We start from the raw sequence: 21,757 nt of genomic DNA, 5'->3' as shown, positions 1-21,757 counted from the left end.
TGAGCCTACACCACTTTCTGGTGGGAACTTACATCGACGCGTTCGCGGCAGCGGCGGCAAGCTTCGCAAACTCCTGGCCATCCAGGGAGGCGCCGCCGACGAGTCCACCGTCGACGTCGGGCTGGCCCACGATCTCTGCGACGGTGTCCGTTTTCACCGAACCGCCGTAGAGGATGCGGACCTGCTCGGCTGCGTCGTCGCCCGCAAGCTTACGGACAAGTTCACGGATGCCGTGGCAGACCTCTTGGGCGTCTGCGGCGGAGGCTACCTTGCCAGTACCGATTGCCCAGACGGGCTCGTAGGCGATGACGACCTTGGACGCATCCACACCAGCTAACGACTCACGCGTTTGCTTGACCACGAAGTCGAGGTGGTCGCCCGCCTCGCGGACCTCGAGTGGCTCGCCGACGCAGACGATTGGCGTGATGCCGTGTTCAAGGGCCTTCTTCGCCTTGGCAGCGACCTGCTCATTGGTTTCGCCGTGGTACTCGCGACGCTCCGAGTGGCCGACGACCACCCAGGTGCAGCCCAGCTTCTCCAGCATCGCGGCAGAAATGTCGCCGGTGTACGCGCCGTTGTCGTGCTCAGACACGTCCTGCGCGCCGTAGGTGATCTGGAGCTTGTCGCCTTCCACCAACGTCTGGATTGAACGAAGGTCTGTGAACGGGACGGTCAGGGCGATATCGACTACCTCGTAACCATCCTTCGGGAACGCGAAGACAAGCTTCTGCGCGCTCTGGATCGCCTCAAGGTGATCGTGGTTCATCTTCCAGTTGCCCGCGATGAGTGGTGTACGTGCCATGGATAGACCTCCTTACTGCAGAACAGAAACGCCAGGCAGGTCCTTACCCTCAATCAATTCAAGGGAAGCGCCGCCGCCGGTCGAAATGTGGGAGAATCCCTCTTCGTCGAGGCCCAGAGTGCGCACGGATGCCGCCGAGTCGCCGCCGCCGACAACCGTGAAGGAACCGTTGTCCTTGGTCGCTGCGATCATTGCCTCAGCCACTGCCTTGGTGCCGTCGGCGAAGTTCGGGAACTCAAACACACCCATGGGGCCGTTCCAGAACACCGTCTTGGAGCCCTTGATTGCCTCGGCGTAGTTCTTTGCGGTCTCCGGTCCGATATCCAGGCCCATCCAGCCCTCCGGAATCTCATCCAGACCGACGACATTCTTCTCGGTGTCCTTGTCAAAGCCAGCACCCGCAGCGACATCAACCGGCAGAAGCAGCTTCTCGCCGAAACGTGCGATGAGCTCCTTGCAGGTATCGATCATGTCGTCCTGCAGCAGCGACTTCTGCACGTTGTGGCCCTGGGCCGCAAGGAAGGTGAAGCACATGCCACCACCGATGATGATCTTGTCTGCCTTCTCTGCAAGCGCCTCGATCACACCGAGCTTGTCGGACACCTTCGAGCCACCGAGCACCACAATGTAGGGGTTCTCTGGCTTGTCCTTGACCGCAGACAGGATCTCTACTTCCTTATCGACGAGGAAGCCGGCGTACGCCGGCAGCTTCTTCGCAACGTCGTACACAGACGCCTGGGCACGGTGCACAACGCCGAAACCGTCAGAGACGAACGCGCCGTTGTCAGCCGCCAACGCAGCGAGCTCAGCTGCGAACTCCGCGCGCTCCGCCTCGTCCTTTGAAGTCTCGCGCGGATCGAAACGGACGTTCTCCAGGAGCAGAATCTCGCCCTCGGTCAGGCCGTTGGCACGCTCGTGGGCGTCCTCGCCACTGACGTCGCCTGCCAGCGGGACAAACTGCCCGAGACGTTCCGACAGTGCCTCTGCAACCGGTGCGAGAGAAAACTTCGGGTTCACCTCGCCCTTCGGGCGGCCGAGGTGTGCCATAACGATGACCTTCGCGCCGCCGTCGAGAAGCGCCTTCAGCGTAGGCAGCGACGCGTCAATGCGACCGGCATCGGTGATGTTGCCGTTCTCGTCGAGCGGAACGTTGAAGTCGGAACGAACGAGGACGTGGCGGCCGTCGACGCCTTCGTCGAGAAGCTGCTGCAAGTTCTTAGTCAAGGGGTCTCTCCTTTTAGTTCGGTGAACGCATCCCATCGTATGAAAAACGGGTCCGCCGCGCTGGAAGCGCCACGGACCCGGGGGTGCCATAACTTAGAGCTTGTCCGCAACCAGCTTGGTCAGACGGATGTACTGGGCGGTGTAAGACCACTCGTTGTCGTACCACGAGATGATCTTGACTAGGTTGCCGTCGATGACGCGAGTCATGCCAGCGTCGAAGATAGCGCCGTGCGGGTCACCGATGATGTCGGAAGAGACAATCGGGTCCTCGGTGTACTTCAGCGCCTGGCCGAACTCGCTGTCCTCCACAGCCTTCTTCACTGCCGCATTGACCTCCTCGACAGTGACATCCTTGCCCAGGGTCACGGTGAGGTCGGTGGCGGAACCGGTGATGGTCGGCACACGCATTGCGAAGCCATCGAGCTTGCCCTCAAGGCTCGGGAGCACGAGCGCCACAGCCTTAGCTGCACCGGTGGTCGTCGGAACGATGTTCTGCGCTGCCGCGCGGGCGCGACGCAGGTCCTTGTGCGGAGCATCCTGGATGCGCTGGTCACCTGTGTAAGCGTGGATGGTGGTCATCAGGCCACGCTCGATACCGAACGCCTCGTCGAGGACCTTCGCAACCGGCGCGAGCGAGTTCGTGGTGCACGATGCCGCGGAGATGATGTTCTCCTTGCCCGTGTAGTCGGCGTGGTTCACGCCCCACACGTAGGTGCCGTCAACTTCCTTGCCCGGTGCGGAGATGATGACCTTCTTCGCGCCGGCATCGATGTGCGCCTGAGCCTCCGGCCCCTTGCGGAATACGCCGGTGCACTCCAGCACAATGTCAACATCCAGGTCACCCCAGGCGAGGTTTGCCGGGTCCTTCTCAGCGGAGACCTCAATACGGCGGCCATCGATAGAGATCGAGTGGTCGTCGTACTCGATGTCGTGCTTGAACTGGCCGTAGGCCGTGTCGTACTTCAGCAAGTGTGCGAGAGTCTCATTGTTCGTCAAGTCATTGATCTTGACGACTTCGAGCTCGCCCTTGTACTCGTCCTCGATGATGCGGAGCGCGGAACGTCCGATACGACCGAAACCGTTAATGCCAATGCGCGTAGTCACTGTATTTTCTCCTCGATGGTTGTAGAAAACCTCGTACGCAAGCCAGTGTATCTGCGCCTCTCACAGCCTGCAGGGCGCAAATTCGCCCCAAGGCCCCCTCCCCGCAACCAGGGGGAGCATTCCCCCGCCGTGCCGATTCTGAATGTGGTTTCCCACACCACGACACCTCAGCACCCCCACTCCCCCTGGGGAAAATACCGCCCGCTCAGGGCATCTCATGTACCCCAGAGGAAACTGTGATTCCGAACACGTTCTGGGCGTTAATCTGAATTCACAGGATTCGGAGCCGTTTCCACTCCGTGTGTGTCCGGGACCCCCATCTCGGCTGCTCGACGATCAGCGAGCGACAGCAGTCGTCGAATACGTCCTGCAACGGCGTCCTTGGTCATCTGCGGGTCAGCCAAACGACCAAGTTCCTCGAGTGAAGCATGGCGGTGTTCCACGCGGAGGTAGCCCGCTTCCGCAAGGTGCTCAGGAACATCGTCGCCAAGAATGTCCATCGCACGCTCCACCCGTGCTGCAGCAGCTGCTGCAGCCTGCGCCGAACGGCGCGTATTGGCGTCATCGAAGGTAGCCAAGCGGTTGTTTACCTTCGCTGTCACAGCCTTCGCCGCGCGCTTGCGGTCCCACTCCAGGCGGGTCAGTGGTGCCCCCATACGACTCAGCAGGATTCCGATGGTCTCGCCGTCGCGGATAGTCACTCGCTCCACACCTCGGGTTTCACGGGTCTTCGCGGTCACCGACAGACGACGGGCCAACCCAACGAGTGCGAGCGCAGCTTCCTGGCCCGGGCACGCCACTTCAAGGGTCGCGGTACGGCCAGGCTCCATCAGCTTTCCTCGCGCGAGAAACGCGCCACGCCAAGCTGCCTCAACGCCGGCCATTGATCCTGAAATCACCTGTCGCGGCATACCAACCACCGGGTGACCAGACGCTGTCACAAGCCTCAGCCGGCGGATGACATCAGCCACGTCACGTTCCACCCGAACGACATACGTGGTGTCTTTACTGCCTTGGACAGGGGGTACGGTCTCGATGGCAGGCTGGACTGCGCAGAGTTCTTGAATGGATTCCGCGAGCCTCACCGCCACCGGCTTCTCGCCGAATTCTGCGACGATGGCCAGACCGTTATCGGAAGGCTGGATCGAGCCGGCGAAACGAATAAGCGCGGTGGCTTCCGCCGCCCGAGCCTCGGTGGTACCACAAGAAACGGCGAGTAGCTCTTCTTTCACCTTGCCCGTAAGCGCCAATGTTTCCGTCCTTTCATCGCCCCCTTCAACCCGGAGCAGTCTAGCTTGCAGCTGTTAGCTGCTCGTCGAGAGGTCCTTGAGCGCCGCGGCAAGCTTCAACGGATCATGAAGGTTGCGCTTCACACCATCGTCGCCTTCGACGCGTAAGGAGCGGTACTCGACGTCCGCGCCGAGCCGTTCCGCCGCACGGCGGACGTTTTCACGTTCACCGTGCGTAGTCACCATGTCACTGTCCGCCAGGAAGCAATCAACCCGCAGGTTGGGGGCGTGTTGCGCAAAGACATGGATATGACGCTCGGTGGTAAACCCATGGGTCTCCCCTGCTTCTGGGGAGAGGTTGAGTACCACAACCACCTTCGCTTCGGTCTCGTTCAGCGCATCGCGCACTTGAGGCACCAACAGGTGCGGGATCACAGAGGAAAACCACGAACCAGGCCCAATGGTGACCAGATCCGCGTCCATAATCGCCTGGATGGCGTCCCGGCTCGCTGGCGGTTCGGACGGAGTCAGCCGCACACGGCGCACAGTGCCCGGTGTCGTCGCAACGGCGACTTGGCCGTGTACAGAGCGCAGCACCCGTGGGTCGTCGTCAAGCCCTGCAACATCAGCTTCAATGTCGAGGGGTTGTGGGCTCACTGGAATGACTCGTCCCTGGGAGCCGGTCCATTTGCCAACCTGGTCCAGCGCCGCTTGTGTGTCACCAAGGCGCTCCGCAAGTCCGGCGATGATCAAGTTTCCCAAGGCGTGTCCAGCCATTGCGCCATGCCCACCGAAGCGGTGCTGGAGCGTGTCGCGCCACATTGCGCCGTCCCCGCTGTCGTCGGTAAGCGCTGCCAGCGCCATGCGGAGATCTCCCGGAGGAACAATCTCCATCTCGCGACGCAGGCGGCCCGACGAGCCGCCGTCATCGGCAACTGTCACCACAGCGTTAATACGAGCTGCGCCGGCAACGCGCGCGGCCGTGAGCGTCTGGTAGAGCCCATGCCCTCCCCCGAGGCATGTGTACGTCATCGCCGCGGGATCAGTCGCGCGCATTAGTGCTTCTCCAAATCACGGTGGATGACATTGACATCAACTTGGCCCTGCTGTCGCAGTCGCCTCCCGATCGCTTCTGCGACCGCAACCGAGCGGTGGTGCCCACCTGTGCAGCCAACGCCCACAGTGATGAAGTCCTTACCTTCGTGGCGGTAGCCCTTCAACGTGCTCGACAACAGATCAACGAAATGATCCACGTATTCCTTCGCACCATCCTGCGACAGGACATAGTCTGCTACAGGTGCGTCGATACCGCGGAAGTCGCGCAGCTCCTCAACCCAGTATGGGTTGGGTAGGAATCGCATATCAATGATTAGATCAGCGTCACGTGGCGAACCATGCTTGAATCCGAAAGACTCAATAGTGACGTGTTGACGCTCCACCGGCAGCTCGCCGACCGATGCCTCAACAGCGCGGCGTAGGTCGTGCACAGACAAATTGGACGTGTCGATGATGACATCTGCGGCCGAACGGATGCCTTCCATTTCCTCGCGTTCGCGATCGATGCCGTCCTGCAAGGTACCATCGCCCTGCAGCGGGTGCGTGCGCCGCACGGAGTCGAATCGGCGGATCAGCACATCGTCACGCGCCTCAAGAAACAGCACGAACGGTGAGTAACCACGTCGACGGAGCCCCTCAAGGGTGTCGGCCAATGAACCGTTGAACCGGTCTGCGCGCACGTCCGACACGACCGCCAGCCGTTCCACTGGGGAATCGTCCGCTGCTGCAAGGTCCACAAGCTCCAGAATTAACTGGGGTGGCAGATTCTGAGAAACGAAGAAACCTTTGTCCTCGAATACTTTCGCTGCAGTGGACAATCCGCCACCGGACAAGCCGGTGATGATCACCGGACGCCAACTGGCGGAACGCAAATCGTGTGGCAATGCTTGAGCAGAAGCTGTGGACATGGCGCTCATCCTAACGAAGCGCAGCGAGCCGCGTCGCGGTTCCGCAAAAGCTGCCTCACAACCAGCCTCACAACCAGCTACGTATGAAGGTGCTCGTAGATCGTCGCAGCGAGTTTCGGACCGACGCCTTTAACCTCCTGGATCTCCTCGATAGAAGCCTCTTTGATCTTCTTCACCGAGCCAAAGTGCTTCACCAAATCGGTTCTCCGCGCGGGGCCTAGTCCCGGGACTGCGTCGAGGGCGGACGCTCGCATGCGCTTCGAGCGTTGCTGGCGGTGGTAGGTGATGGCGAACCGGTGGGCCTCATCACGCACCTGCTGGAGCAGATACATGCCTTCGGAGTTTCGCGGCAGGATCACCGGCTCGTCGTCGTCCGGCACCCACACTTCCTCGAGGCGTTTGGCCAATCCGATGAGTTGTACATCGACGATGCCGAGGTCGTCGAACACAGCCTGTGCGGCATTAACCTGGGGTTTGCCACCGTCGACGATGAACAACTGAGGAGGGTAAGCGAAGCGTTTCGCACCGGTCGATTCGTCGGCCTCGTCCTCGAAGGTCTGCGCCTCAGCGACCTCATCAGGGTTGGCGAGTTTGTCCTCGTTGTAGCGCTTGAAGCGCCGGCGTGTGACCTCGGCGATGGACCCGACGTCGTCGGATCGACCATCGCCGGCTGCTTCCTTGATGCGGTATCGACGGTAGTCGTTCTTTTTGGGCAAACCGTCCTCGAACACCACGAGGGAGGCTACAACGTCGGTGCCTTGGATGTGGGAAATATCGGTGCATTCAATACGCAGCGGCGCTTCGTCCATCCCGAGCGCGTCCTGGATATCTTGCAGGGCCTGCGATCGTGCGGTCAGGTCACCGACCCGCTTCAACTTGTGCTGGTGGAGCGCTTCGGCGGCGTTTTTGTGCACTGTTTCCATCAGTGCACGTTTATCACCGCGCTGCGGCACGCGAAGGTCCACAGGCCCGCCACGTAGTTCTTCGAGAAGTTGGGTCACTTCCGGCAGTTCCGCGGGCAGCGTCTCGACGAGAATCTCACGCGGCACCGGCATCGGTGCCGCCGCCTGTGCACGTGACTCCTGATCTACGCCTCGGCGACGAACCTTCTGCGCTTCGATCTTGCGATCCTCTTCACGCTCCTGCTTCACTCGCTCGACCGCATCCGAGTAGTACTGGACCAGGAAGTTCTGCATCAACGTTGGCAACGTTGGGTCGGTCTGGCCTTCCTCCAGACGTTCTGCGGCTCCGGGCTCATCGCCCGTTTTTTCCACGACCCAGCCCCGCTGTGCGCGGATGCGCCCATCACGGACGTTGAAAATCTGCACCGCCGCTTCAAGCTCGTCGGTATCAAAGGCGATGATGTCCGCATCGGTGTCTTGGCTGAGGACGACCGTCTGGCGCTCCATTACCTTTTCGACGGCGCCGAGGTCGTCGCGAAGCCGCGCCGCCTTTTCAAACTCGAGGTTTTCCGCGGCCTCCTCCATCTGTGCGGTGATGCCACGGACAAGCTTCTCGGAGCGACCTGCCATGAAGCCAAGGAAGCCTTGGACGATCTCGTCGTACTCGGCTTCGTCGACACGACCGACGCAGGGTGCCGCACACTTGTCGATGTACCCAAGCAAGCAAGGGCGTCCAAGGGATTCGTGACGGTTAAACACACCGTTGGAACACGTCCGAATCGGGAACACGCGCGTGAGCAGATCGAGGGTCTCGCGCACCGCCCACGCGTGCGAGTACGGGCCGAAATAGCGCACGCCCTTACGTTTGGGGCCACGGTAGAAGAACGCGCGCGGGTAGCGTTCGCGCACGCTGACGGCAAGCATTGGGTACGTCTTGTCGTCGCGGTACATGACGTTAAACCATGGGTCGAAGCGCTTGATCCATGTGTATTCGAGCTGGAGCGCCTCTACCTCGGATGCGACAACGGTCCATTCGACTGAAGCGCCGGTGTAGACCATCTGCCGGGTCCGCGGGTGCAGAGTCTCCGGTGGCTGAAAGTAGTTGCTCAGGCGCGCACGAAGATTTTTGGCTTTGCCAACGTAGATGACACGCCCGTCGCGGTCCCGGAACTTATACACGCCCGGATCGGTTGGGATCGTTCCGGGCGCTGGGCGGTAAGACTGGGGGTCAGCCAAGGGTTAATCCTTAGGCATGTATTTGGCTTCGAGCTTGCGGAATTGCTCGACAGCCTGAATCGCGCGCTCTTTATCGCCTGATTGGATCGCCCACAGGGTGACGTACTCGAATTCCGGAAGTTCGAGTCGCGCCATGCGGGAGCCCTTGGGAAAGCTCAAACCGTAAATGACGGTCCAGGGGTAGAAACGGGTGCCGATGATGTTGGCTACCTGGACACCGTCTTCGTTGACGCGCACCCGAGGGCGAGTCAGTGCGATCCAGGACAGGACCGAAATAATCAGGCCAACGCCAACGAACGCGAACTTATCCACGCTGGTAATCGCGATGCCCGAGAATTGCGCGTCCACGGCCCACGCCATGAAGAAATGCACGGCCATGACAAGGATGATCCAGCCGATCGCCACGGTTCGCAGGTACCTCGACGAAATCTCAAGCTCCCACGGCTTCGTCGAGGTGTTGGCGTGCGGATCAAGCGCAGTCAGGTAAGCAGCTTCCTGCTCGTTCGTTATGTGTGTGCCTGCTGGTTGATCAGTCACTTCCGCACTCCTTGTCAACTTGAAAACGCTCTTGCTTCTCGACGACTCCGTGCCGCGCTAGCTCCGGCTACTTTAACCCTTTAGCGGCAAAGCGCGAACTTTCTGCAGTTCAACTAAGGCCCCAGCGGCCGCACGCATCGCTTCGGCGCCTTTGTCTTCTTTCGCGTCTTCCCCACCGGCACGCTCGTAAGCCTGGTCTTCTTCTTCAACCGTGAGCACGCCGTTGCCTACCGGCGTTTCCTCATCCAATGCAATACGGGTGAGGCCAGCGGTGACAGAGTCGCAAACGTAATCAAAGTGGGCAGTTTCGCCACGGATGACGCAGCCGAGGGTCACTACCGCGTCGTAGCGCTTTGCGCATGCCTGCACCACAACTGGCAACTCCAACGCGCCTGCTACCGCATATTCATCGACTTTAACGCCCAGTTCTCGGGCCTCATCTCGTGCGCCAGCGCGCAGCATCTCGACGATCTTTTCATTCCAGCGGGTGTAAACGACGGCGACGGTAAGCCCCTCCGCTTGCAGGGAATAGTCCTCGGGTGCTCCAGTAGCTGCCACTGGTGGGTCTCCTTGATACCTAGTTGGTGTGGTGTTGTGGGTGTTGTGTGTTGTGTTCTTCAGCCCAACCGAGAATGCCGGGCAGGTCGTGTCCCATCCTGTCGCGCTTCGTCCGCAAATAGGCGATGTTGTCGTGGTTAGGAACCACTTCGATCCTACTGCGGTGAGCAACCTTGGGGATCAGACCGGCAAAGGCATCGACTTTTTGGGGATTGTTGGTCATCAGATCGACCGAACCGATACCCAGGTCTGCAAGGATGTCGCTTGCTGCGGAATAGTCGCGTGCGTCGACTGGCAGGCCTTGTTCAAGGTTTGCATCAACGGTGTCGAGTCCGTCGTCCTGTAAACGGTAGGCGCGCAGCTTGGCGAGTAACCCGATTCCGCGTCCCTCATGTCCACGCAAGTAGACGATAACGCCGCGGCCTTCCTGCTGAATGCGGCGCATTGATTCCTGAAGCTGCGGACCACAGTCACAACGTCGGGAGCCAAACACATCGCCGGTGAGACATTCCGAATGCACACGGACGAGAACGTCCTCGGCGTCGCGCAGTGCATCAAGTTCCCCCGCGATCAGCGCAACATGCTCGGTCTCAGTCAACGTATCCAGGTAGCCAACCGCAGTGAATTCACCGAACTCCGTTGGTAAACGAGTAGCAGTGCTGCGTTCGACAAATCGTTCATGCTGGCGACGGTACGCAGCGAGCTGCTCGATCGAAATCATCGGAAGCCCGTGCGTATTCGCGAACCTGCGGAGCTCGTCGAATCGAGCCATGTCTGCAGGGTCATCTTCAGAAACGATCTCGCACAGTGCGCCGACGGGGGCCTTACCCGCAAGCGTTGCAAGGTCTACCGCTGCCTCCGTGTGTCCGTCCCGGACAAGCACTCCCCCGTCACGCGCCCGCAGGGGCACAACGTGTCCGGGCCTCGTAAACGACTCTGGGGTCGCGGAATCGTCGGCAAGCAATGCGATCGTCGTGGCGCGCGAACGTGCGGAAATACCGGTGGTGCCGGTTGCTGCATCAACGGTCACGGCGTAGGCAGTCCCGTGCAGGTCCTGGTTTTGCGCAACCATCGGGGGCAGATCGAGGGCCGTGGCCCGTTCGTCCGACATGGACACGCAAATGTAGCCAGAGGTGTACCTCACCATAAACGCCACCAACTCCGGCGTGGCGTCTTGTGCGGCGAAGATGAGATCGCCCTCGTTTTCGCGATCCTCACTGTCCACGACGACGACTGCTTTGCCCTCGCGGATGGCGGCAATCGCCTCCTCCACAGTGTCCAATTCGGTGGTGTGATTACCGGCGCTACCGGCGGATGCTGTCATACCGTTCAACCCTAGCCCTGCACCATTTTCTCAACGTACTTGGCCACGATATCCACCTCGAGGTTCACCGGATCGCCGACTGAAAGGTCACCAGCGGTGGTATCGCGCAGCGTGGTGGGAATCAGCGACACCTCGAAAAAGTCGTCTCCAACCGCGGAAACCGTCAGCGACGTTCCGTTGACCGTAATGGATCCTTTCTCCACCACATACCGACCAAGATTCGCGGGCAGAGTGAAGCGCACTACCTCCCAGTGCTGGGACGGCGTACGAGAGACTACTTCCGCGACACCATCGACGTGGCCCTGCACGATATGTCCGCCCATGCGCTGGCCAGCAGCCAATGCGCGCTCTAGGTTGACCTTGCTCCCCTCGCTATAGGTGCCGAGACGCGAGCGATCCAGCGTTTCGCGCATCACGTCAGCGGTGAATACGCCAGCAACGTTGTCAACCACCGTCAGACACACGCCGTCGACCGCGATGGAGTCCCCCGGTGATGCATCCTCGGTGACCTTCGGCGCACGTACCGCGATCCGGACGGCATCCTCGAGCTGCTCAAGCGTGTCGACGACACCAATCTCCTCAACGAGTCCCGTAAACACAGTTCAGTCCTTCTCCATTTCTATAAGCACATCGTTGCCGATCCGGCGCACATCAGTGGTGCGGAAACGTTTAGCGTCGCCAATCGTTCCCGCGATTTCGCGGTCGAGCACTCCCCGTCCGGCCCCCAGCAGTGCAGGGGCAATGTAGGCCTGCACCGCGTCTACCAGGTCGAGTTCCAGGAAACTCGCCGCCAATGTTGCCCCGCCTTCTACAAGCACATCTCTCGCGCCGCTATCCCACAGCGCTGTCAGCGCGGCCTGTGGAGTGTCGTATTGCTCAAACCCGAGCTCGGTCAGGTTGCCGCTGGGAACAGCCCGCTTACCGACGACCACACGTCGCGGCTGGTGCTCATACAGAGCGCCATCGCTGTGGCGGGCGGTCAACGATGGGGTGTCAGCAAGCGCGGTCCCCGTGCCAATGACAATCGCGTCACGTTTCGTGCGATCTGCGTGCACAGCGGCGCGGGCTTCGTCGCAAGTGATCCACTTGCTCGTCTTATCGGCCGCTGCCGTAAACCCGTCCAGCGTCGACGCAAACTTCAGCGTCACACTCGGGCGGTTGTTGCGCACCGAGCGAAGCCAGGGCTGCAGTGCCTCCACACGGGTGTGAAGTAGGGCCACACCCAATCCATGTGTTCGCAGCCAATCCGCGCCGCCGGATGCAGGCTCAAACGGATCAGCGGTCAGATACACCACCCTAGCAATTCCGGCATCCACCAACGCTTGGGTGCACGGACCTGTCCTGCCAGTGTGGTTGCACGGTTCCAAAGTGACAACGGCTGTCGCGCCCTTCGCCCGTGGTCCCGCTTCACGCAGGGCGTTGACCTCAGCATGGGGCCCGCCCGCAGGAGAGGTCCCGCCAGTCGCGATAACTTCCCCGGATGCGGTCACGATTGCGCAGCCCACTGGCGGGTTCGGCGAGGTCGTCCCGCGCACTGCGTCACCCGCCGCTATGGCCGCAGAAACCGCGTTGGCTAACGCGGGATTATCACGTGTCACGCCTGCGCAGCCTCAGTTGCCAACTCGCGGAGGCGCTCTACCGCCTGGGCTGGGTCATCAGCGCCGAATACGGCGGAACCAGCAACGAATGCGTCCACACCGGCCGCTGCCGCTTGTGCGATAGTGCTGTTGGCAATGCCACCGTCGATACCAATGATTGTGTCCAGGCCCGCTTCCGCAATGCGATCGCGAAGCGTCATCACCTTGCCCAGGACCTCGGGCATGAACTTCTGGCCGCCAAATCCTGGCTCGACACTCATGACCATGACCTGATCAAAATGCTCGAGGTCATCGAGGTACGGCTCGATTGCGGTCCCTGGCTTGATGGCGAAGCCGGACTGTACACCGAGTTCGCGGCACTGCTTCGCAGCAGCTACATGGTCGTCGGTCGCTTCGACATGGAACACGAGGCGGTCGCCGCCGGCCTTGACGTAGGTTTCAAACCACCGCTCCGGCTCCTCGATCATCAAATGCATATCCAGGAATTGGTCCGTCACGCCGTCAACCGCCTTGGTCACGTCGGGACCAAAGGACAAGTTGGGCACAAAGTGGCCGTCCATGATGTCAACGTGGATCAGGTCTGCGTTGGGGACCTTGCGGACGTCGTCGCCAAGCGCTGCATAATTAGCGGCAAGAATTGATGGTGCGATGTAAATCATGAGGTGTCCTTAAACTTCGGTGGTCGGCTCGGGTCCGAGTTTTCGCAGTACAGCGAAAAACATAGCGTCTGTTCCGTGTCGGTGCGGCCACATCTGGACGCTTGGCAAGTCGCCAACGTCATCCATGCCCGCTGCGTACTGGCTCGCATCGAGCTCCTCGACCTTGCCATCAGCGAGGATCGTGTCGACGATTCCCCTGGTTTCTCGCACATCGGGTGAGCACGTGGAGTAGACGACAATACCGCCGGACTTAACTAGCTCGATTGCAGCCGAGAGCAATTCGCGCTGAAGCACGTTGAGTTCCGCGATGTCTTCCTCACGCTTGGTCCAACGCGCCTCTGGGCGGCGGCGAAGCGCTCCGAGACCGGAACAGGGTGCGTCGACGAGAGCACGGTCGTAGCCCGGCTCAAGGCCAGAACGACGACCATCGGCAGTATGGACGCGCACAGGAAGATCACGCACGGTTTTCCGAATGAGTTCAGCACGGTGCGGACTCACTTCGACGGCATCAACTACTGCGCCATCGATAGCAGCCAACGCCCCCATGAGTGCCGCCTTACCTCCCGGCCCAGCGCACAAGTCGACCCATCGGCCTTGGTCGTCTTCGACCGGCACGTCCACTACCGCACGCGCAATCACCTGCGAGCCCTCGTCCTGGACTGCGGCGAGCCCCTCGCGTACCGGCTGCAACTGTCCTGGATCACCTTCAGGGAGGTAGACGGCGTACGGTGAGTAGCGCCCCTCTTCTCCGCCAGTGACCAGCGCTAACTCCTCCGCACTCATCTCGCCTGGTCGAGCAACAAGATGTACGACCGGGCGGGCTGAATCAGCCTCAAGCGCAGCCTCAAGCTCGTCGTCTCTCGAGCCCAGTGCAGCACGGATCGATTCCGCGATCCACACCGGGTGCGCATGGCGGAACGCCACCGCAGCAAGCGGGTCCTCCGGTTCAAGCTTGCGAAGCCACTCCTCCGCTGGAGTCCGCGTAATCGAGCGCAACACGCCGTTGACAAAGCCCTTGGCCTTGAATTGACCGGCCGCTTCAACCAAACGTACGGAGGTGTCGACGGCCGCATGGTCCTCCACTCGCGTGTACAGCAACTGGTAGGTGCCGAGCCGCAACGAAGTCAGCACTTCAACAGCCATTCGGTCCAGGCCGCGGGATGCGTTGTCTGCAATCACAGCGTCAAGAACACCAAGGCTGCGCAGCGTGCCGTAAGTCAGCTCGGTTGCAAACGCAGCGTCACGACCGGTGATCTTTCGCTCACGCAAGACCGTCGGCAGGGTGAGGTTTGCAAACGCCGCGTCGCGCTCGACGCGTACCAACACCTCAAATGCCGCCTCGCGCGCCGGGTCACCGATGCGTGCGGTTGCGTTCACAGGTGCTGCTTCTTTGCGACGCCTCGGCGCCTGCCGCGTGTTTGCTCGCCCGTTTCGCTTCGGCTGGTGTTCACGGCGCCCTGCTGCGCGTGACCGGAATCCACCACTCATTCGAACGTCATCCCTTCCGCCCGGACATCGTTGGCCAAGCCTCGAGCCCAATCAGCTGCGTTCATCATTTTCTTGCCGGGTGCCTGAATCGTGCTGAGCACGACGTCACGAGTACCGGTTCCCACTCGCACCTCGTTCTTGCCAAATGCAACCTGGCCCGGGGCGAGCTCGGTTGAATCGACAGACGTTACTGGCCCGAGCTTGAATCGCTCCTCGCCTCGCATAGTCCATGCACCAGGCGCTGGAGTATGCGCACGAATTGCCCGATCGATGACCGTGGAATCGGCGGCCCAGTCAACGCGCGCATCTGCAGTGAGAATCTTTGGCGCATAGGTTCCCTCTTCAGGCTGTGCTTTCGGCGTCAGTGTGCCGGATTCAAGACCATCCATGGTGCGAACGAGCAGGTCTGCGCCGGAGTACGCCAAACGCTCGAGAAGAACACCGGCGGTGTCGTCGTCGGAAATTGTGTCTGTGAGCGTGTCCAAAATGTCGCCGGTGTCCAACCCTTCGTTGATCCGGAACGTCGTCGCACCGGTGGAGGCATCGCCCTCGCGGATCGCGGCCTGTACCGGCGCAGCACCGCGCCACTGCGGCAGCAGCGAGAAGTGCAAGTTCACCCAACCGTGCGTCGGAATATCGAGCATGCCAGCAGGAATCAGGTTGCCGTACGCAACGACCGGGATCGCGTCTGGGGCGATGTCGCGCAGTCGGGCCGCGGTGTCGTCGTCAAGTTTCTCGGGTGTGAGCACCTCAATGCCATGCTCGAGTGCAACTGCCTTCACCGGCGACGGATGCAACGTGCGCCCCCTGCCTTTGCGTGCATCGGGTCGCGTCAGCACGGCCACTACCTCATGTTCCGATGCCAGCAGCCGCTCCAGTGCCACTGCCGCCGGCTCAGGGGTGCCTGCAAATACAAGTCTCACGGTTAGTTCTCCTTATTCCACTCCGCCGCGGCAATCGCATCGAGTGCCGCTTTGCGGTCAGCTGGCGACATTCGGGCCGTAAACATCACGCCGTCGAGATGGTCTGCTTCGTGCTGAATGCAGCGTGCGAGCAATCCGCTGCCGCGTAGTGTCAGCGGGCGCCCACACATGTCGGCGCCATGGGCAACCACGGTGTTGTGCCGCTCAACAGTCCCGCGAACATCAGGCACCGAAAGACATCCCTCCACACCAATTTGGGTATCTTCGCCCAACGGCGTCCACACCGGGTTCACGATGTGTCCCCGAAGGCCCTGACAATCGAACACAAACACTCGCTGTGCGACACCGACCTGGTTTGCCGCTAGGCCAACACCCCCAGCCGCATCCATCGTCTCAAGCATGTCACCCACGAGCCTGTGCAGGCGTTCGTCGAACACATCCACCTCCTCCGCTGCCGTGTTGAGCACCGGATCCCCGAATAGACGAATGTCGCGTATGGCCATGAACGCCAAGTGTACTGACCTGGACAAGCGAAATTTCGCTTACCCGATATCCACCGGATTGACCTGGATACGCAGTGGCAGCTCCTGCTTCGACGTCGTCCACGCGACTGCCCCTGCCCGCAGCGCCTTGCCCAGCGCAGACCGCCCAGTTAACGGCGCGCGCACCAGCATGCGCTGCGCCGGACCGTACTCACGCTGATCCCACTCGCCGGGCAAACGCACACCCGGGGGCAAATCCACAGGCCCCAGGATCTCCGCGTAGTCCGGCAGGTCGGTGCGCTCAAAGAACGGCTCCAGCGCGTCTCGGGGCGCGTCAACCACGGCAACGTGGACCGCCGGCGGAAATCTCGCCTCGCGGCGCAAAGCCAGCTCTGCAGCTGCAAATCCCGGCGCGTCCCAGCGAATGAGATGCTGCACGACCGGCATGCTCGGCTCCGCTACCACTACGACTTCTCCGCCATCGGCATGCGGTTGGACAAGCGTGGCAGCAGCCATCCATTTCGACAGCGTGTCCTCCACTGCCCTTAAGTCAGGGCGTTGCACGAGCGCCCACGCGTCAAGCAGCACAGCAGCACCGTATCCGCCTGGTACTCGAGGCTCCGCACCTGGCGTGGCGACGACAATCGCAGGCCCCGCGTCAATCGTGCGCGAAATACGATCGCCCCCGGACGTTTTGACCCTATATTTCGCAAACGCACGGCCAAGCTCTTCTGCGGTGCGTTCGGTGCCCAGTACGACAGCCCGCACACGCCGGGAACCGCATGCCGGACACACATGTGCAGGGTCCATTCGGCCACACCACCGGCATGTCGGTGCCGCTGCTTCACCACCGGACGGCAACCCCAGCGGTCCGTTGCACCAACGGCAACGCGACGGTGTACGACACTGCCCACAGGCGAGTGATTGGATATACCCGGTGCGCGGAACCTGGAACAACACAGGAGTGCCTCGCTCAAGGGCTTTCGTCGCAGCCGCAAATGCTGACGAAGGAAGACGGGCTTGTTTCGCCCTTGGATCCCGTTCGAGCTCAAAGTCAGAATCGCCCGCGGCGTGAATGTAAGGCGAACGTGTACGAAGCGTTTGGCGGGGTGCAACCAGTTCGTGCATCCAGCCAGATTCCACCAACAGTTGCGCCTCTGCTGTGCGTGAGAATCCGCCAATGACCAAACATGCGCGCTCAAGGCTCGAGCGCGTCGTGAGCACCTCCCTGGCGTGAACGTAGGGCGCGCGGGGATCCACGAGGTTGTCATCGCCGTCGAACATCACGACCATCAACCGCAAGTTCTGCACCGGCGCGAACGCGGCGGAGCGGGTCCCTACCACGATGCGCCCTTGGCCGTGCAGAACGGACAGGTAGCGGGAATACCGTGCTTGGGGTCCCTGGGAGGCGGTCAAAGTCGTCACTTGTTTTGCCGCAACGAGCTCGCGTAGCGCTTCCTCGCAACGGTCAACAGCATCTTGGTCCGGAACCACGATGAGCGCGCCACCGCCGTCCTTTGCCACCTTGACAGCGAGTGCGGCAAGCGCGGCAGGCCAATCCTCGCCCGGCACCAACTGCCACGCGGCACGAGCCAGCTTTCCCTCTACTACGGCATCGACGAAGGACTCACCGTGTGTGTACGTCGTCCATGCGGAAAGGTCCGGCTCGGCGACCTCCCCGAGCTCCACCCATGGTGTGGAGGTATCCGTTTCTTCCGCTTTCGCATGTCGTGCGGGTATTGCAGAGCGATAAATGTCGGATCGGATGCCTGCGTACCGGTCCGCGAGTGCGTCGATAAGCATGCGCGTGTGCTCCGGGGCCACGACCTCGGGTGAGATAACGCGTTCGATGAAGCGCAGTGAGCCTTCATGGCTTGTCGACGACACCCGCTCCAGCACGATCGCATCCACGAGCCTGCCTGCAAACCGAACCCGCACGCGGACGCCTGGCTGTGCGGCTTCGGCATCCTGCTCGTCGACAAGATAATCGAAGGCCCGATCAAGGTGCGCGAGCCCCAACATAGGCAGCACGCGGGCCACAGGCAGGTTGGCAGCTCGCGTGTTGGACATGGTGCAGCATTCTAAACCACGCCACGACACGACACTCCGGACCTAAGGCTCAGCTGTGCGAAACAGTGCGGTAGTAATAGATGCATCACAAATCAATCGCGCCGATGAGGGACCCGCTTCCGCCATGAAACGTCTGCTTCCCGCAGTCTTATCCGTCTGTATATCCACTGCAGTTGCCGCAGGAGCCATGACTGCTCCCCAAGCACATGCGGTTGACGTCACAAATCTTTCGCTAGGAAGCAAGCAGACACAACTGCTTTTTGCAGGCTCCTCCCTTGGCCCGATACTTAGTCCAGGTAACGGCTCGCCGATCGACAACGTATCCGCCTACATCCACGGCTCGTCGCAAGGCGCACAGCAAGCCGTACAGGACAACTGGCGCAAGGCATACAACCAACTCCCCCAACAAGTTCGAGATAGCGTGCCACCTCACCTGCGCCCTGCACCGCAGGAAGAAGAGACTGTGCCGGTAACCGTGGTCCCGGCAGCGGAGCCAACGTTGTCTCCTAACGCGGCCAACTGCAGCAATTGCGTAGCAATTACGTACGACGACGGACCGGTTCCCGGTACGGAGCGCCTGCTCGACATCTTCAAGCGCAAGAATGCGCATGCGACGTTTTTCGTCGTCGGTAACAACGTCAATGCAAACCCGAAGATCCTGCGCCGCATCCGCGCCGAGGGCCACACGATTGGCAACCACTCGTATTCACACCCGGACCTGGCGCGCCAGTCCGACGCGACGATCGGGTCACAGCTCAGCGACACGAGTGCTGCCATTGAGAAGCAATCGGGAGTGAAGGTGCACTGGGTGCGCCCGCCCTATGGTTCCTACGACGGCCGTGTAATCAATGCTTCCAAGGCCCGTGGCCTATCGCTGGCAATTTGGGACGTTGACACGATGGATTGGAGCCACCGTGACACCGCACGCACCTGCTCCATAGCGGTCAATCAGGCGCAAGCTGGATCGATTGTGCTCATGCACGACATCCACGAGCCGACCATCAACGCAGCGGAATGCATCATCGATGGTCTGCGCGCCAAGGGGCTGCGTCCGGTAAGCCTCGACGAGATGATTAAGGACCCCGTCCCGGGGCGTGTGTACACCCACGCGAATTAGCCGTTAGACTTCGTCGCCATGACTGATCCAGGCGAGCATACAGACGAGCAATCGGAAGACACTGCAGACCGCGAAGGTTGGCTCAAGGCACTTCCCTATGCCGTTTTTGCACTGTATGTGATCGCACCTGCACTCCTCATTCCCGTCGCTGGCACGCCATGGCTCCTCGTTGGTTTCATCTTTGCTGTCGCTGCTATCGCGGGGCTTGTCGACGGCTACTGCTTCCGTCCCTCTTGGACATTGCCACTATCCGCCGCTGGCGGTTTCTGGGTGGCGAAGATCCTTTACTTCAATAACGGCACCTTCATCTATGCACTCGGCGTGGCTGTCGTGTCGGCACTTTGCGCATGGCTGATGTCTTTGGTGCGCAAGCAGCCGGCCCCGGTGTCGTCGACAAGCAGTGCGCAGGTGTAGCCGATGGAAACCTGGAGCCTCAACCACCCGAAGTATGGGCTTATCGAACTGCGTGTGGGATTCGACCGCGACTTCGCGGCAGAGGACCCTGAGTGGCCCGGAGATGAGACTGACAAGGAAGGTACGCTAGCCACAGACGAGCACACCCTGCGCGAACGCATCGAACTCTGGGCAAAGAATCCGAGTGAGCGCATGGAAGTGTGTGTCGACGGCACCGTGCAGCACCGCTACAACGACGTGAACAGCGGGCGACTCCCCCTTTTTGGAAACGGCGGGGCAAAACTCGAGACTCCAATGGGGATCGGCGTTGACCGCCAAAAGCCTCACCTTAAACTGCGTGCAAGTGGCTTCGACGAACTGCTCAGTGTCGAGTTTCGGGAGGGCGACACCATCGTCGAGTTCGACCCTCCAGAAGGCTCACGCGGTGCGAAACGGCGTCGGACAATGGAATCGAGTTCGCTCAAGCGCACACTCATCCCTATGGCCGAAGGCTTGGGCAAAGGTGGCTGGGCGCTGGCGGTGATTGTCCTCGGTCCGATCGTAAGCCGAATCATCGACCGGCTTCTGCGATACCTTCCGGACTGGGAACTTCCCGACATCACCTTGCCGCACATGGATCTTCCGGTCCCGCACCTTCCCCAGATGGATCTTCCGCTCCCCCAGATCAACTGGCCTGAATTCGACCTCCCGGACTTGCCCGAGTGGGTTCTTGTTGCGCTCGAATACTCCAAGATCTGGCTGCCAATCCTCATTGGCGTGGTTGTCGGAATCGTGGCCTTGCGCAACCACAAGAAGTCTGAACAGCAAAAAGCCGCCTGGGACAAACCCCAAGCGGCTTCGAAGGAAACTTAAACGCCTGCGGCTGCGCGCAAGTCGTCCACCTTATCGGTGTGCTCCCAAGGCACATCGATGTCTGTGCGACCAAAGTGGCCGTAGGCAGCGGTTTGGCTGTAGATCGGGCGCTTCAAATCCAAATCACGGATGATCGCATCCGGTCGCAGATCGAAGACCTTCTCCACTGCCTGCTGGATCGACTCGTTGGTCTGCCCCTCAGCGGCGGTACCGAACGTCTCCACGTACAGGCCAACCGGGGTTGCACGACCAATTGCGTACGCAACCTGAACCTCAACACGGTCTGCGAGGCCCGCAGCGACAATGTTCTTCGCCACCCAACGTGTCGCATACGCGCCGGAGCGGTCCACCTTTGAGGGATCCTTGCCAGAGAACGCGCCACCGCCATGGCGTGCCATACCGCCGTAGGTATCCACAATGATCTTGCGTCCGGTCAGGCCTGCGTCCGCCATCGGACCACCGGAGATAAACGAGCCAGACGGATTGATCAGGACCTTGGTGTCCTCGCGGTAGAACTTCTCCAGACCGGCATCTTCCATGACCCAAGCGATAACGTGCTCTCGCAGCGCCTTCTCAAGTGCCTCACCAGTGAAGTGTGGGTCGTGCTGCGTGGAGATCACGATCGTGTCGATAAACGCCGGGGTATCACCGTCGTACGCAAACGTGACCTGAGTCTTGCCGTCTGGGCGAAGGCCGTCGACGATGCCCTCGTGGCGCACTTGGGACAATCGGCGTGAAAGGCGGTGCGCAGTCGCAATCGGCAACGGCATGTACTCAGGGGTCTCGTTGGAGGCGTACCCAAACATTAGCCCCTGGTCACCCGCACCAGACTGGTCAGTCTCTTCAGTGGAGGCCTGTTCGCGCACCTCCTGGGAGGTGGTCACGCCATCCGCAATCTCCTGCGACTGATCACCGATTGCGATGTTGACGCCACAGCTGTTGCCGTCGAAACCAACCTCGGAAGAGGTGAACCCGATTTCCACCAATTTGTCGCGCACGATCTTCGCAATATTGGAGTACGCAGACGTGCGCACCTCTCCAACAACGTGAACCTGTCCAGTGGTAACGAGGGTTTCCACTGCAACGCGGGACTGTGGGTCCTGCGCGAGCATGTCGTCCAAAATCGCGTCCGAGATCGCATCGCAGATTTTGTCTGGGTGCCCTTCAGTGACGGACTCACTGGTGAACAGTCGGTAGTAAGTGTCGAGTGACAACGGATCTTTCCTTTACGTGGCCTTGAGGCTGATTCTCCAACACACTAGACCAAGCGGTCT

At 60.8% G+C, this 21,757-nt stretch carries 21 protein-coding genes; 3 read left to right on the top strand and 18 right to left on the bottom strand.

Features of this window, described 5'->3' with window-relative positions; genetic code table 11:
- Positions 1–28: 28 nt before the first annotated feature.
- The 17 genes from tpiA to HMPREF3120_RS06175 form a co-directional block, all read right to left on the bottom strand.
- Positions 29–802: a triose-phosphate isomerase gene (tpiA, locus tag HMPREF3120_RS06255; RefSeq protein WP_070451414.1), complete on the bottom strand. Its 774-nt coding sequence runs from the start codon at positions 800–802 to the stop codon at positions 29–31.
- Positions 803–814: 12 nt separating this feature from the next.
- Entirely contained in the window at positions 815–2,026 is a 1,212-nt protein-coding gene (gene pgk / locus HMPREF3120_RS06250) for a phosphoglycerate kinase (protein ID WP_371441194.1), read from the bottom strand.
- Between the two features lie 93 nt (positions 2,027–2,119).
- A complete protein-coding gene (gene gap, locus HMPREF3120_RS06245; protein WP_070451412.1) occupies positions 2,120–3,130 on the bottom strand; it encodes a type I glyceraldehyde-3-phosphate dehydrogenase in 1,011 nt (336 codons plus the stop codon).
- Positions 3,131–3,390: 260 nt separating this feature from the next.
- Positions 3,391–4,380 carry a DNA-binding protein WhiA gene (whiA, locus tag HMPREF3120_RS06240; RefSeq protein WP_070451410.1) on the bottom strand — a complete coding sequence of 330 codons (990 nt, stop codon included), beginning with the start codon at positions 4,378–4,380 and terminating at the stop codon, positions 3,391–3,393.
- Between the two features lie 54 nt (positions 4,381–4,434).
- Positions 4,435–5,415: a gluconeogenesis factor YvcK family protein gene (gene yvcK, locus HMPREF3120_RS06235; RefSeq protein WP_070451408.1), complete on the bottom strand. Its 981-nt coding sequence runs from the start codon at positions 5,413–5,415 to the stop codon at positions 4,435–4,437.
- The gene (gene rapZ / locus HMPREF3120_RS06230; protein ID WP_070451406.1) at positions 5,415–6,323 is read right to left on the bottom strand and encodes an RNase adapter RapZ; all 909 of its coding nucleotides are present in this window, start codon (positions 6,321–6,323) and stop codon (positions 5,415–5,417) included. Before rapZ ends, yvcK begins: the two co-directional genes overlap by 1 nt.
- 77 nt (positions 6,324–6,400) lie before the next feature.
- Positions 6,401–8,461, bottom strand: a complete 2,061-nt coding sequence (gene uvrC / locus HMPREF3120_RS06225; protein ID WP_070451404.1) for an excinuclease ABC subunit UvrC — start codon at positions 8,459–8,461, stop codon at positions 6,401–6,403.
- 3 nt (positions 8,462–8,464) lie between these two features.
- A complete protein-coding gene (locus tag HMPREF3120_RS06220; RefSeq protein WP_224212675.1) occupies positions 8,465–8,998 on the bottom strand; it encodes a PH domain-containing protein in 534 nt (177 codons plus the stop codon).
- Positions 8,999–9,070: 72 nt separating this feature from the next.
- The gene (ribH, locus tag HMPREF3120_RS06215; protein ID WP_070451401.1) at positions 9,071–9,556 is read right to left on the bottom strand and encodes a 6,7-dimethyl-8-ribityllumazine synthase; all 486 of its coding nucleotides are present in this window, start codon (positions 9,554–9,556) and stop codon (positions 9,071–9,073) included.
- Between the two features lie 19 nt (positions 9,557–9,575).
- Positions 9,576–10,880, bottom strand: a complete 1,305-nt coding sequence (locus tag HMPREF3120_RS06210) for a bifunctional 3,4-dihydroxy-2-butanone-4-phosphate synthase/GTP cyclohydrolase II (RefSeq protein ID WP_070451594.1) — start codon at positions 10,878–10,880, stop codon at positions 9,576–9,578.
- An 11-nt stretch (positions 10,881–10,891) separates the two neighbouring features.
- Positions 10,892–11,479: a riboflavin synthase gene (locus HMPREF3120_RS06205; RefSeq protein ID WP_070451399.1), complete on the bottom strand. Its 588-nt coding sequence runs from the start codon at positions 11,477–11,479 to the stop codon at positions 10,892–10,894.
- 3 nt (positions 11,480–11,482) lie between these two features.
- Positions 11,483–12,478, bottom strand: a complete 996-nt coding sequence (ribD, locus tag HMPREF3120_RS06200) for a bifunctional diaminohydroxyphosphoribosylaminopyrimidine deaminase/5-amino-6-(5-phosphoribosylamino)uracil reductase RibD (RefSeq protein WP_070451397.1) — start codon at positions 12,476–12,478, stop codon at positions 11,483–11,485.
- Positions 12,475–13,137, bottom strand: a complete 663-nt coding sequence (gene rpe / locus HMPREF3120_RS06195; protein ID WP_070423113.1) for a ribulose-phosphate 3-epimerase — start codon at positions 13,135–13,137, stop codon at positions 12,475–12,477. Before rpe ends, ribD begins: the two co-directional genes overlap by 4 nt.
- A gap of 9 nt (positions 13,138–13,146) precedes the next feature.
- A complete protein-coding gene (locus HMPREF3120_RS06190) occupies positions 13,147–14,625 on the bottom strand; it encodes an RsmB/NOP family class I SAM-dependent RNA methyltransferase (RefSeq protein ID WP_070451395.1) in 1,479 nt (492 codons plus the stop codon).
- The gene (fmt, locus tag HMPREF3120_RS06185) at positions 14,622–15,548 is read right to left on the bottom strand and encodes a methionyl-tRNA formyltransferase (RefSeq protein ID WP_070423111.1); all 927 of its coding nucleotides are present in this window, start codon (positions 15,546–15,548) and stop codon (positions 14,622–14,624) included. Before fmt ends, HMPREF3120_RS06190 begins: the two co-directional genes overlap by 4 nt.
- A gap of 2 nt (positions 15,549–15,550) precedes the next feature.
- The gene (gene def, locus HMPREF3120_RS06180; protein WP_070423242.1) at positions 15,551–16,051 is read right to left on the bottom strand and encodes a peptide deformylase; all 501 of its coding nucleotides are present in this window, start codon (positions 16,049–16,051) and stop codon (positions 15,551–15,553) included.
- 39 nt (positions 16,052–16,090) lie between these two features.
- On the bottom strand, positions 16,091–18,100 hold the full coding sequence (locus HMPREF3120_RS06175) for a primosomal protein N' (protein ID WP_070423110.1): 2,010 nt from the start codon (positions 18,098–18,100) through the stop codon (positions 16,091–16,093).
- Positions 18,101–18,287: 187 nt separating this feature from the next.
- Between HMPREF3120_RS06175 and HMPREF3120_RS06170 the strand changes: the two genes are divergently transcribed.
- Genes HMPREF3120_RS06170 through HMPREF3120_RS06160 form a run of 3 tightly spaced genes read left to right on the top strand, consistent with a single transcriptional unit; the run spans position 18,288 to position 20,483 of the window.
- Positions 18,288–19,217 (top strand): polysaccharide deacetylase family protein, encoded by a 930-nt coding sequence (locus HMPREF3120_RS06170; protein WP_070451392.1) that lies wholly within the window; start codon positions 18,288–18,290, stop codon positions 19,215–19,217.
- Positions 19,218–19,235: 18 nt separating this feature from the next.
- On the top strand, positions 19,236–19,631 hold the full coding sequence (locus tag HMPREF3120_RS06165; protein WP_070451390.1) for a hypothetical protein: 396 nt from the start codon (positions 19,236–19,238) through the stop codon (positions 19,629–19,631).
- Positions 19,632–19,634: 3 nt separating this feature from the next.
- Positions 19,635–20,483 carry a hypothetical protein gene (locus HMPREF3120_RS06160; protein WP_070451389.1) on the top strand — a complete coding sequence of 283 codons (849 nt, stop codon included), beginning with the start codon at positions 19,635–19,637 and terminating at the stop codon, positions 20,481–20,483.
- Here HMPREF3120_RS06160 and metK read toward each other — a convergent pair.
- Positions 20,480–21,697, bottom strand: a complete 1,218-nt coding sequence (gene metK, locus HMPREF3120_RS06155) for a methionine adenosyltransferase (protein WP_070423106.1) — start codon at positions 21,695–21,697, stop codon at positions 20,480–20,482. The genes HMPREF3120_RS06160 and metK overlap by 4 nt on opposite strands.
- Positions 21,698–21,757 lie beyond the last annotated feature (60 nt).

The sequence above is a fragment of the Corynebacterium sp. HMSC11D10 genome, assembly GCF_001806995.1.
GTDB classification, from domain to species: Bacteria; Actinomycetota; Actinomycetes; order Mycobacteriales; family Mycobacteriaceae; genus Corynebacterium; species Corynebacterium coyleae.
The sequence above is the reverse complement of the archived record's forward strand: the minus strand, read 5'-3'. Positions and strand labels throughout refer to the sequence as shown.

Excerpts from the sequence above, each read along its gene's own strand:
- rapZ (WP_070451406.1), bottom strand. The coding sequence starts at position 6,323 with ATGTCCACAGCTTCTGCTCAAGCATTGCCACACGATTTGCGTTCCGCC.
- def (WP_070423242.1), bottom strand. The coding sequence starts at position 16,051 with ATGGCCATACGCGACATTCGTCTATTCGGGGATCCGGTGCTCAACACG.
- tpiA (WP_070451414.1), bottom strand. The coding sequence starts at position 802 with ATGGCACGTACACCACTCATCGCGGGCAACTGGAAGATGAACCACGAT.
- HMPREF3120_RS06170 (WP_070451392.1), top strand. The coding sequence starts at position 18,288 with ATGACTGCTCCCCAAGCACATGCGGTTGACGTCACAAATCTTTCGCTA.
- HMPREF3120_RS06210 (WP_070451594.1), bottom strand. The coding sequence starts at position 10,880 with ATGACAGCATCCGCCGGTAGCGCCGGTAATCACACCACCGAATTGGAC.
- rpe (WP_070423113.1), bottom strand. The coding sequence starts at position 13,137 with ATGATTTACATCGCACCATCAATTCTTGCCGCTAATTATGCAGCGCTT.
- yvcK (WP_070451408.1), bottom strand. The coding sequence starts at position 5,415 with ATGCGCGCGACTGATCCCGCGGCGATGACGTACACATGCCTCGGGGGA.
- HMPREF3120_RS06160 (WP_070451389.1), top strand. The coding sequence starts at position 19,635 with ATGGAAACCTGGAGCCTCAACCACCCGAAGTATGGGCTTATCGAACTG.
- HMPREF3120_RS06175 (WP_070423110.1), bottom strand. The coding sequence starts at position 18,100 with ATGTCCAACACGCGAGCTGCCAACCTGCCTGTGGCCCGCGTGCTGCCT.
- HMPREF3120_RS06165 (WP_070451390.1), top strand. The coding sequence starts at position 19,236 with ATGACTGATCCAGGCGAGCATACAGACGAGCAATCGGAAGACACTGCA.
- HMPREF3120_RS06190 (WP_070451395.1), bottom strand. The coding sequence starts at position 14,625 with ATGAGTGGTGGATTCCGGTCACGCGCAGCAGGGCGCCGTGAACACCAG.